Origin of the sequence: Flavobacterium sp. PL12 (assembly GCF_039123485.1) — a bacterium.
Lineage (GTDB): Bacteria > Bacteroidota > Bacteroidia > Flavobacteriales > Flavobacteriaceae > Flavobacterium > Flavobacterium weaverense.
Map to the genome: position 1 here is coordinate 1 of NZ_JBANDI010000015.1, position 12,235 is coordinate 12,235.

The following is a 12,235-nucleotide window of genomic DNA, read 5'->3' on the forward strand; positions in this document are numbered from 1 at the left end:
AAAACAAAAAACAGTAGTAAACTTTTGCTCACTACTGTTTAATAATTTGTATATTTATTTTATTAATCCTGTATCGTTTTTTTAGGACTAGACATTATTTATTATTTTTGAGTATCCACTAAATACATTTTAAAGTAGTAGAGGTGTTTTCAAGGTTTAGCTAGCGTTTTTTAGCTTACTAACTTTAAATTGGTCTTATATTCATATGTAATTTCTTACCCTAATTTTTATTGATTTTACGAATTCGATAAAATTCCTTATTTCATATTTGCTATAAATTATTTTTGGCAGTCGTTAATTACCGAATGGCGAATAATTAGGCCATTACAAAAAAAAAACTTCAATATTTTGATTGTGACTTATCTTTGTAAAACCAAGAAATCATTTTTTTCGAACGTTTTTAATCCTATTTTATCATGTCACAAAGTATATCTGCTTTTATCGAAGAAGTTGCTAAAAACAACCCGAATGAGCCTGAATTTATGCAAGCAGTTCTTGAAGTTGCCGAAGCCGTAATTCCGTTTATTGAAAATAATAAGAAGTATCAAAACAAAATGCTTTTAGAGCGAATGGTCGAGGCAGAGCGAATTGTAATATTTCGGGTGCCATGGATCGATGACAATGGTAGAACGCAGGTAAACCGTGGTTATAGAGTTCAAATGAATTCAGCTATTGGACCGTATAAAGGAGGAATTCGTTTTCATCCTTCTGTAAACTTGAGTATTCTTAAATTTTTAGCTTTCGAACAAACCTTTAAAAATAGTTTAACCACACTGCCAATGGGTGGTGGTAAAGGTGGTTCTAATTTTGATCCTAAAGGAAAATCAGATATTGAAGTAATGCGTTTTTGTCAAAGCTTTATGAATGAGTTATGCAGGCATATTGGTCCTGATACTGACGTTCCGGCTGGTGACATTGGTGTTGGAGCTCGGGAAATTGGATATATGTTTGGTCAGTATAAAAAAATGAGAAATGAATTTACTGGTGTTTTAACTGGTAAGGGAATGTCCTTTGGAGGTTCGTTAATTAGACCACAAGCTACAGGCTACGGAACCGTTTATTTTGCGCAAAGTATGTTAGCTACAAAAGGAGATAGTTTTCAAGATAAATTAGTTGTGATTTCAGGATCAGGAAATGTTGCACAGTATGCTATTGAAAAAGTAAATGAACTTGGTGGTAAAGTAATCGCACTTTCTGATTCTCTTGGATATGTTTATGACGAAGATGGTTTTGATACTGAGAAATTAGAATATGTCATGGAGCTTAAAAATGAATTGAAAGGAACGATCAAGGATTATGTAACTAAATATCCTAAAGCTAAATATATCATTGGTGCGCGACCTTGGAATGTCAAATGTGATATTGCATTGCCTTGTGCAACTCAGAATGAATTAGACGAGGAAGATGCGAGAGCATTAGTAGAAAATGGTTGTATTTGCGTTGCAGAAGGAGCTAATATGCCTTCTACTCCAGCAGCGATGGCTGTTTTCCAACAAGCGAAGATATTTTATGCGCCTGGAAAAGCTTCAAATGCTGGAGGAGTTACTACATCAGGACTTGAAATGTCGCAAAATTCACTTCGTTTAAAATGGTCATTCGAAAAAGTGGATGAACGATTAAAAGATATTATGGCTGACATTCATATTTCATGCGTGAAATATGGTACTGATGAGACAGGTCATGTTGATTATGTCAAAGGAGCAAATATTGCTGGATTTGTAAAAGTTGCCGACGCAATGCTTGCCCAAGGAGTGGTGTAAATTTATCTTTTTTCACTTCTAAATGCCTTCCCTTAATGTAATAGTAAGTGAAGGCATTTTTTTTGAGTAACAAAATGCTAAGACTTTCGTTTGTTCTATATTTGTAATCCAATATTCACGCAAATAATGAAAAATAATAGTCTGTATTTTTTCTTTCTGCTTTTTATCCAAATAGGATTTGCACAAAATAAATTGCAGTGGCAAGGTTACTTCTCTTACAGTGAAATTAAAGGCGTTTCAGGATCTGCCAATACTGTATTTGCAGCTTCAGAAAATGCTTTATTTTCTAAAAACAGCAGTAACAACATTATCAAAACTACTAATACTGTTGATGGACTTTCAGGACAAACTATTTCTTCAATTTACCACAGTGTAAAATTTAATAAAACTATTATAGGTTATGAAAACGGTCTCATAATAGTGATTAATGAAGCGGATGGTAGTATGCTAAAAGTCGTTGATATAATTAGTAAACAGCTTCCATCAGAAATAAAAAAAGTAAATCATTTTTTTGAACATGAAGGTTTTGCCTATGTTTCCTGCGACTTTGGTATTGTTCAGTTTAATTTGGCAACGATGCAATTTGGTGATACCTACTTCATAGGTGATAATGGTGCTGAATTAAAAGTGAACCAAACTGCAGTTCATAATGGATTTATTTATGCTGCAACTAGTAATGGAATTAGAAAAGCAACCATTGCTAATCAAAATCTAATTGATTTTAATCAGTGGTCAATAGTTGCTTCGGGGAACTGGCTGAGTGTGAATACCTTTGGCACAGAATTATACACAATAAATACGGCCGGAAATATTAATAAATTTAATTCAGGTTCGAATAGTTTTGCATCAATAGAGCAAATTACTCCACCATTTTTATACAGTAGTGTAGCAGCGGGTTACTTTACCGTAACGGCTCTAAATACTGTATATGTATTTGATGACCAAATGAATGTCGTACGTCAGATTAATAGTAATGAAATAATAGAAAGTAAACCTAATTTTAGCTGTGCTACGATAATCGCTCAAACTGTCTTTATTGGAACAAAAGAAAACGGCATGATTACGTCACCACTTTCAAATACGATTAATTTTGAGGATATTACTCCTATTGGTCCTTCTCGCAACAACATATTTTCACTACAAGCATCTCCTAAATCACTTTGGGCAGTTTACGGTTCTTATCCTGGAAATTACAATCCGTATCAATCACCTCAAGGATTCCCTAGTTTGTACGGAATTTCTAAATTTGATTATACAACTTGGCTAAACATTCCTACTTCAGAAGTTTTAGGAGCTCGAGCTTTGTCTAACATCGCAATCAATCCTAATAATAATGATGAGGTTTATATTTCTTCTTTTTTTTCGGGGCTTTTGAAAATAGAAAATGATAAACCAACAAAGCTATTTACTCCACAAAATACGGCACCAAATGGTTTGCAAAGTATTGAAGTCGCCGTGGCTCCTAATGATATTCGTATCAATAATCCTGTTTTCGATAAAGAGGGCAATTTATGGCTGACTAATAATTTAGTGGAAAAAGCGCTAAAAGTTCTTAAGACAAATGGGCAATGGCAAAGTGTTTCCTTTGCAACAATATTGCCTGAGCTCACTAATTACGGAGGATTAGTGATTGATAAAAATAATACGAAGTGGGCAGCTTCGAGGAGAGGTGTAGTGGGTTACAATGAGAAGGGCGGCGTTCTAAAATTGATTACAGAAGGAAGCCAAAAAGGTAATTTGCCATCGCCTGATGTTCGCTCAATTGCTGTAGACAATAAAAGCCAACTATGGATAGGTACTAACAAAGGATTGCGTGTATTGTCTAACGTCGGGAATTACCAAACTGAGGGACAGATTAGCGCTAACCCTATAATTATCTTGGATGATAATTTAGCGCAAGAATTGCTGTACGAACAATTTATAACTGATATTGAAGTCGATGGAGCCAACAATAAATGGATTGGTACCGCAGATTCTGGTTTGTTTTTCGTTTCTCCAAATGGTCAAGAAACGAAATATCATTTTACAATAAATAATTCTCCATTGCCAAGCAATACGATAAATGATATTACGATAAATAGTGTGACAGGCGAAGTTTTCATCGCAACTGCCAAAGGATTAATTTCTTTTAAAGGAACATCTACGGCAGCAAGTGAGGATCTTAATAATGCATTTGTTTATCCTAACCCTGTTCGTCCAGGATACCAAGGAACAGTAAAAATTGCAGGATTATTAGACAAAGCAAATGTAAAAATTACAGATGTTGCTGGAAATTTAGTTTATGAAACTACTGCTCAAGGTGGTACGATAGAATGGGATACAACTGCTTTTGGAAAATATAAAGTGGCTTCAGGAGTTTATATGATTTTTATTTCTGCTCAAGATGGAGTAGAGACTAAGGTTAAAAAGGTGATGATCATTCGATAATTTCTCAAAGTAGATTTTCAGTGCAGCCCTAGCTAAAAAATAACGAATATTTAATAAAGAATAAGTGCAAGTCAAAACCAAAGCAATCGTTATTTCGTCATTAAAATTTCAAGAAAAAAGCCTAATTGTAAAGTGCTTCACATTATCCCATGGGTTAAAGTCTTATTTTGTTCGCGATGCTTTTTCCTCTAGAAAGTCCAATCAAAAAATTGCTTATTTCCAGCCGTTGACAATTCTCGAGATTGAGGCGGTTCATAAAAATAAAGGAACTTTAGAGAATTTTAAAGAGATAAAAATTAGTACCCCTTTTCACTCCATACATTCAGATATTTATAAAAGTACGATTGTGATGTTTATTTCTGAAATCTTGCATCATTCGATTCATGAAGAAGAGAAAAACCAACCGTTATTTGAATTTTTAGAAGCGGCCTTAGAATGGCTAGATAATCACGACGATATTGCCAACTTCCATTTGATACTGATGTTGGAAACTACAAAATATTTGGGTTTTTATCCTGATACTTCTGACGTTAATATGCCTTTTTTCGAAATGACAGAAGGTGTTTTTACACCTTTTCATGCAATTAGTTCATTGACTGAACATGAAACCAATTTATTTAAAAAACTGATTGATTTAAAATTTGACAGTGATAAAAAAACCTTCCATGTTATCGAAAGACAAATCGTTTTAAAAGTATTAATTGATTACTATAGTTTCCATTTAGACGGTTTTAAAAAGCCTAAATCACTCGATATTTTGAAGGAAATTTTTTCTTAATAAATTTTAAATTTTTTATATATATTTGGGATTTCTTAAAAATAACACTTTTCAAATTTGTTTTCTTAAGTATAAAGCGATAATAAGACTTAATTATAAATAATTTAAAGAGTACACATAAAAAAAATCACACTATCAATTATTGCCATTTTATTACTAAGTTTTTCCGGATATTCGCAGCGGAATTACGATGAAAAAATTACTACAGAATCTAATGTTCAAGATTTAGTTCAAAACGAAATTACTGGAATTGTTGTTTTCAAAGAAGGAAACACAATCAAAGGAATTAACCCAGATACTAAGAAAATAGTATGGACGTTAACTAGTGACGATTTTGGTAAAACTTCAGCTGCAGATATTTTGACAGATCCAGATTTTGGTAAAATATTCAAAGACAAAAGCGATTTGACAAGCATTGCAGGAAGTCCTTATGTTGAAGCGTACATCAATTCAAAATTTATAATTATAAACACAGACACTGGGAAAGTAGTTTATAATTCCTCTAAAGAATCTTTCTGGGTTACACAATCTGATTTTCTTCCTGAAACAGATGAGTATTTGCTTACTCTAAAAAGTGGTGGTGATATGGCAATTGCATTAATTGACATGAAAACGGGTAATTTGAAGTGGAATACAGTCGTTGATAAAGCCAAATCATTGTTCAGTTTTTCTCTAAAAGAATCAGCGAATACAAATGTTGCTCGTGTAAACGGATCTGTTGTTTACTATTTACTTTACGGTAAATTGTACTCTTTTGAGAGAGAATCTGGAAAGTTAAATTGGAAAGCTGACGAAGATTATTCAAAATTCTTTCTAACACAAAATGATAAAAATATCGTTGTTGTAAATAGTAAAGGGTTATTATCTACTAAGGAATACTTAAATGTCTTGAGCACAGAAACTGGTAAAAGTATTTGGAAAGAATCTATTAAAACTAAAAAGGTAATTTACTTAGAAGACTGGGGAACAAAGTTGTTGATTGCACATTACGGTGGTTTTAATTTTTTTAATTTAAACTCAGGAGAAAAAATTTGGAAAAAAGATGCGAGAGGAGACGGATTGAAAAAAGTAATTTCTATTGAGCAAGATTTTTTATATGTTGCAGAAAATGAAATGATGCTTATCGATAAGGACGGGCAAAAGATTTGGAAAAAATTTATAGAAATTGCTGATGACAAAGAAGATCCTATTTATAATCTAGGAAGAGTAGGTGAAAAAGTGATGTATCTTACAGGAACTTATGGTAACATGGTAGATTATAAAACAGGCGTTAAACTATGGAAACGTAATATTAAGTTTAACGAAAAAAGACCAGTATTGCCTACTTATGACGAGCCTACAAATTCTTACTTAGTTTATAATGACGAGAAACTTTATAAATTTGATCCAAGTATAAGTGATAAGCCAGAGCCGTTTGCAAAAGTGAATGTAAAAAATGAGAAAGATTTAAATAGTATTGAAAATTATCCTTGGGGAGTTGCATTATCAGGACCAGTAGAAGTAATGGGTGTAGCGCTTGACGGAACTATTAAATACCACAACGTATATAAGCAGCCAGGAGAAACGGGACGAAGATTATTAAAAGGAGCTTCAATCGCCGGAAGTTTTGCAATGGGAGCTGCATCAGCGGTAAATGGATTTGCAGGACAAGAAATTGATTTAGTTGTTAGAGATGAAAGAGGTCATATTGTTGGAAACATTCGTAAAGATGCTGATCAAAAATTATTGAAAAAATCTAAAAATCAAGCGGTAGCATCAGCAGCAATGGGAATTGTAGCAGCTAAGTTTAATTCTCGTTTTAACACGATGAAGCAAAATAGAGATTACTCATATATTTTTGCAAAAGCAGAAACAGGAGAGAAAGTCTTAGTAAAAGTTAGAAAATCAGATGGTGTTGAACTAGATAAAATTATCTTTAAAAATAATAAACCAATTTATGAAATAGATCCTGTGACAGAAAATATATTTTATGTCTTAGATAATTCTATTCAGATTTTCAATAAGAAGTAATTAACCAAAACCAGCAAAGCCATCAAGATTTAATTTTAATGGCTTTTTTTTATTTTAAGTTTATTTAGAAAACTGTTCGTCCAAATTTATTTTCCTTTTCGAAGTTAAAATAGGTTTATAATAGTGGGTTTGACTTTTGAACAAAACATCTTTTAATGGAGTAACTTCTGTTTTATATTCAAAACCTTCTTTGTCTACCAAATAAATATTTCCATTTTTCTTAACTACGACATAAGGACTATTCCCGAAATATTCTACTTCGTCATAAATAGCAGGAATAATTATTTTTTCTTTCGTCGCAAGACCAAATTTATCTCCAAGTTTTAATCGAAATTCTGGACTATAAAGTCTATCAATAGAATCGTAAACTGTTGGTATTATTTCATTGCCTTGAACATCTAAAATTCCCTTTTTATTATTTTTTTCTACAAGATAAACAGGTTGTTTTTGGAAAACATAATCAGAAGTGAGAACTTCATAAACGATTGGAGTTATTTCTCTTCCATCAGAATCAATAAGTCTCCATTTATGATTGAGTTTTACTTTAGCTGCATTGTTAGCAAAGGCATAAGCAAAGTCATACTTTGCACTGATTATTTCCTGTTTATCGCCATTTATAAATCCCCACTTACCATTCTTGAAGTCTGGAAACAATCCAATTTGTTTATCGAATTTAGTGTAATGACATGCTTTCTCAAAATCACTTCCGGCACCAAAAAACAGAAAATTTCCACTATAATCGTAGAAATCCATTATTAGTAAGTCGCCATCTTTATCTTGACCAATACGTATCCGCTTTATATTTACTTTGCTGTAAAGCAACGGAACAAATGACTGTTGTTTTGAAAAATAAATTTCTAAAAACTGCTCTTTACGCTCACCTTTCAATACTATTTCTCGCTGTACTGTTCCTTCTTTTGAATCTACTAAATAATTAAGTTTCACAATATTTGGCTCTTCGAAAATTAGATTAACAAAATCAGCTTTCTCACTATCAATATTGAAATTTTTTAAAAGATAACTAACGTTTTTATTTTTTGAACTCGCCTCAGATTTTCCGATATAGGTTCCACTTAACGTTTGTAAATCAGTTAATTTAGTAAACGCTGCGGTTTTATTTATACGATAGGTTCCGCAAGAGTGTAGCATCAAGATTGCCAAAATAAGAGTGAGAATTTTATAATTTTTTTGCAAAAGAGTGTTTTTTAATAAACTGAAAATAAAAAAAATTAAATATAGTGTAACGCCATTTAAAATTTATGAATTTTAATCTACTAACTCCTTTCCAAAAACTGCAATCTCTTTCGACTTTCGACATTATTTTATTACTTTCGCACTTCGATTAAAGAAAAGGATAAAATGAGCACAAAATTTACTGAATACAAAGGACTTGACTTACCTACAGTAGCGTCAGAAGTACTAGATTTTTGGAAGAAAGAAAACATATTCGAGAAAAGTGTAACGACACGTGAAGGGAACGAACCGTTCGTATTTTTTGAGGGTCCACCTTCTGCAAACGGATTGCCTGGAATTCACCACGTGATGGCACGTGCTATTAAAGATATTTTTTGCAGATATAAAACTCAAAAAGGTTTCCAAGTAAAGCGTAAAGCAGGTTGGGACACACATGGTTTGCCAGTAGAATTAGGAACAGAGAAGGAATTAGGAATTACTAAAGAAGATATTGGGAAAACCATTTCTATTGAAGAATATAACGAAGCGTGTAAAAAAACCGTAATGCGTTATACGGATGTATGGAATGACTTGACTGAAAAAATGGGTTATTGGGTTGATATGGAAGATCCATATGTGACTTATAAATCTAAATACATGGAAACCGTTTGGTGGATTTTAAAGCAAATCTACAATAAGGATTTAATGTATAAAGGTTACACGATTCAACCCTATTCTCCAAAAGCGGGAACAGGATTATCGTCGCATGAAGTAAATCAACCAGGGAGTTATAGAGATGTAACTGATACTACTGTTGTAGCTCAATTCAAAGTAATTGATGCGCACAAAGAATTACTGTTCTCTAAGTTTTACGATTACATCACTTCAAAAAATTTAAAGCATTATAAGTTAGAAGCGCTAGATTTAGATGAAATTTTTATTTTAGCTTGGACAACAACTCCATGGACGTTGCCTTCAAACACTGCTTTAACTGTAGGTCCAAAAATAGATTATGCCTTAGTAAAAACATTCAATCAATACACGTTTCGTTCTTCGACAGTAATTTTAGCTAAAAACTTAGTTGGAAAACAATTTGGTAAAGGATTTTTTGAAAGTTCTGAACTTGCTGATTTTGAAAACTTCAAAGAAGGTGATAAAAAAATTCCATACCAAGTTCTTGCAGAATGTAAAGGTGCTGATTTAGTTGACATCCGTTACGAGCAATTATTGAAATTTGTTTTACCATACCAAAATGCTGATAACGCATTTAGAGTTATTGCAGGTGATTTTGTAACCACTGAAGATGGAACAGGAATTGTACACACGGCGCCAACATTTGGTGCGGATGATGCAAAAGTAGCTAAAGAAGCTTCTCCTGAAATTCCACCGATGTTAGTTTTAGATGAAAATGGAACTCCAGTTCCTTTAGTCGATTTACAAGGAAAATTTACTTCACATGTAGGTGAATATGCTGGTAAATATGTCAAAAATGAATACTATAACGACGGCGAAGCTCCAGAACGTTCTATAGATGTTGAGCTAGCTATTCGATTAAAAGAAGAAAATAGAGCGTTTAAAGTGGAGAAATATGTCCACAGTTATCCACATTGCTGGAGAACCGACAAACCTATATTATACTATCCTTTAGATTCTTGGTTTATAAAAATTACAGAAGTTAGAGATCGTATGTTCGATTTAAACGAGACTATAAACTGGAAGCCAAAAGCAACTGGTGAAGGCCGTTTTGGGAACTGGTTGAAAAATGCTAATGACTGGAATTTATCTCGTTCAAGATATTGGGGAATTCCATTACCAATTTGGAGAACCGAGGAAGGAACAGAAGAAATCCTAATTGGTTCAGTTGAAGAATTATATAATGAAATAGAGAAATCTATCGCTGCAGGTTTCCAAAAAGAAAATCCTTTTAAAGGTTTCGAAATTGGAAATATGGCTGAGTCCAATTATGATTTAATCGATTTACATAAAAATGTAGTAGATGAAATTACGTTAGTTTCTGCTTCTGGTAAGCCAATGAAGCGTGAAGCTGATTTGATAGATGTTTGGTTTGATTCAGGTTCAATGCCTTATGCACAATGGCATTATCCTTTTGAAAATAAAGATAAAATCGATCAAAACAAAGATTTCCCAGCTGATTTTATTGCTGAAGGAGTCGATCAAACACGTGGTTGGTTTTATACCTTGCATGCTATTGGGACTTTAGTTTTTGATAAAGTAGCTTATAAAAATGTAGTTTCTAATGGTTTAGTTTTAGACAAAAACGGACAGAAAATGTCTAAACGTCTAGGGAATGCGGCTGATCCTTTCGAAACTTTAAAAGAATACGGTCCCGATGCAACGCGTTGGTACATGATTTCAAATGCGAATCCTTGGGATAATTTAAAGTTTGACCTAGAAGGAATTGCTGAGGTTCGTAGAAAGTTCTTTGGAACATTATATAATACGTATTCATTCTTTAGTTTGTATGCTAATATTGATGGTTTCAAATATGCAGAAGCTGAAATTCCGATGAACGAAAGACCTGAAATTGATCAATGGATTATTTCAGAATTAAATACTTTGATAAAAGACGTAGATGGTTTCTATTCAGATTACGAACCTACAAAAGCAGCTCGTGCAATATCAGATTTTGTACAAGAAAACTTAAGTAACTGGTACGTACGTTTATGTCGTCGTCGTTTCTGGAAAGGTGAATATGCACAAGATAAAATTGCAGCGTATCAAACATTATATACTTGTTTGTTAACCATTAGTAAGCTTGGGGCGCCAATCGCTCCTTTCTTCATGGACAAACTTTACAGAGATTTAACTTTAGCTACAGAGTCAGAGCAATTTGATAGTGTACATTTGGCCGAATTTCCTAAATACAATGAGCAATTTGTTGACAAATCGTTAGAGAGTAAAATGCAGAAAGCACAAACGATTTCTTCATTAGTTTTATCATTGCGAAAAAAGGAAATGATTAAAGTGCGTCAACCACTACAAAAAGTAATGATTCCTGTGCTTGATGAAAATCAAAGAGCTGAAATTGATGCAGTATCTGACTTGATAAAAGCGGAAGTAAATGTTAAGGAAATTGTGCTCTTAGATGATGCTTCAGGAATACTTGTTAAACAGATTAAACCTAATTTTAAAGCACTAGGACCGCGCTTTGGTAAGGATATGGGTCTGGTTTCTAAGGAGATACAAGGATTTACAAAAGAACAGATAAGTGAGTTAGATAAGAAAGGTACTTTAGAGGTAATTATTGGGGGAAATAATGTATTTTTAACCCTAGAAGATGTAGAGATTACATCGCAAGATATTGAGGGTTGGTTAGTCGCTAACTCAAATGGAATAACGGTTGCACTTGACATTACAATTTCTGAAGAGTTGAAGCAAGAAGGAATTGCTAGGGAATTAGTAAATAGAATTCAGAATATCCGTAAAGATTCTGGATTTGAAGTTACTGATAAAATTAAAGTCCAATTGAAAAGAGATGGGATTTTGGAAACAGCGATTCTGAAAAATGAAGATTACATCAAATCAGAAACATTAACGAGCGATTTAGTTTTTGTAGACGAAATAGAAAACGGTACAGAAATTGAATTCGACGAAATAAAAACAATGATATTAATTTCAAAATAATACGAAAATGGCAGACGAAACAGTACGATACTCTGACGCAGATTTAGCAGAGTTCAAAGAGATTATCCTGAACAAGATTCAAAAAGCACAATCTGATTTAAATTTAATCAAAAGCGCTTACATGAATGACTTGAATAACGGGACTGATGATACTTCGCCTACATTTAAAGCCTTTGAAGAAGGAAGCGAAACGATGTCAAAAGAAGCAAATTCTCAACTGGCGATTCGTCAAGAGAAGTTTATACGTGACTTAAAAAATGCACTTTTCCGTGTAGAAAATAAAACATACGGAGTTTGTAAAGTTACCGGTAAATTAATTGGTAAAGACAGACTAAGAATTGTTCCTCACGCTACAATGAGTATCGAAGCAAAGAACTTGCAACGATAAGAATTTTACATTTTTAATATTAAATTCCAAATTCCATAATTTACTTATAAAATT

7 protein-coding genes are annotated in these 12,235 nt (G+C 32.9%); 6 read left to right on the forward strand and 1 reads right to left on the reverse strand.

What is annotated here, in order from left to right:
• Positions 1 to 416: 416 nt before the first annotated feature.
• From gdhA to RCH19_RS08465, 4 genes are all read left to right on the forward strand, one after another.
• Positions 417 to 1,760: an NADP-specific glutamate dehydrogenase gene (gdhA, locus tag RCH19_RS08450; RefSeq protein ID WP_343022853.1), complete on the forward strand. Its 1,344-nt coding sequence runs from the start codon at positions 417 to 419 to the stop codon at positions 1,758 to 1,760.
• 126 nt (positions 1,761 to 1,886) lie between these two features.
• Positions 1,887 to 4,187, forward strand: a complete 2,301-nt coding sequence (locus RCH19_RS08455) for a T9SS type A sorting domain-containing protein (RefSeq protein ID WP_343022854.1) — start codon at positions 1,887 to 1,889, stop codon at positions 4,185 to 4,187.
• 64 nt (positions 4,188 to 4,251) lie between these two features.
• Positions 4,252 to 4,965 (forward strand): DNA repair protein RecO, encoded by a 714-nt coding sequence (recO, locus tag RCH19_RS08460; RefSeq protein WP_343022855.1) that lies wholly within the window; start codon positions 4,252 to 4,254, stop codon positions 4,963 to 4,965.
• A gap of 147 nt (positions 4,966 to 5,112) precedes the next feature.
• On the forward strand, positions 5,113 to 6,975 hold the full coding sequence (locus RCH19_RS08465) for a PQQ-binding-like beta-propeller repeat protein (protein WP_343022903.1): 1,863 nt from the start codon (positions 5,113 to 5,115) through the stop codon (positions 6,973 to 6,975).
• Between the two features lie 60 nt (positions 6,976 to 7,035).
• Here RCH19_RS08465 and RCH19_RS08470 read toward each other — a convergent pair whose 3' ends face one another.
• Positions 7,036 to 8,169 carry a WG repeat-containing protein gene (locus RCH19_RS08470; protein ID WP_343022856.1) on the reverse strand — a complete coding sequence of 378 codons (1,134 nt, stop codon included), beginning with the start codon at positions 8,167 to 8,169 and terminating at the stop codon, positions 7,036 to 7,038.
• A 165-nt stretch (positions 8,170 to 8,334) separates the two neighbouring features.
• Between RCH19_RS08470 and ileS the strand changes: the two genes are divergently transcribed.
• Both ileS and RCH19_RS08480 read left to right on the forward strand, forming a co-directional pair.
• Positions 8,335 to 11,793 carry an isoleucine--tRNA ligase gene (gene ileS / locus RCH19_RS08475; RefSeq protein ID WP_343022857.1) on the forward strand — a complete coding sequence of 1,153 codons (3,459 nt, stop codon included), beginning with the start codon at positions 8,335 to 8,337 and terminating at the stop codon, positions 11,791 to 11,793.
• 7 nt (positions 11,794 to 11,800) lie between these two features.
• A complete protein-coding gene (locus tag RCH19_RS08480; protein WP_121924850.1) occupies positions 11,801 to 12,181 on the forward strand; it encodes a TraR/DksA C4-type zinc finger protein in 381 nt (126 codons plus the stop codon).
• Positions 12,182 to 12,235: the final 54 nt, after the last annotated feature.

Coding starts and splice junctions, on each gene's coding strand:
- gdhA (WP_343022853.1), top strand. CDS start 417: ATGTCACAAAGTATATCTGCTTTTATCGAAGAAGTTGCTAAAAACAAC.
- RCH19_RS08455 (WP_343022854.1), top strand. CDS start 1,887: ATGAAAAATAATAGTCTGTATTTTTTCTTTCTGCTTTTTATCCAAATA.
- ileS (WP_343022857.1), top strand. CDS start 8,335: ATGAGCACAAAATTTACTGAATACAAAGGACTTGACTTACCTACAGTA.
- RCH19_RS08480 (WP_121924850.1), top strand. CDS start 11,801: ATGGCAGACGAAACAGTACGATACTCTGACGCAGATTTAGCAGAGTTC.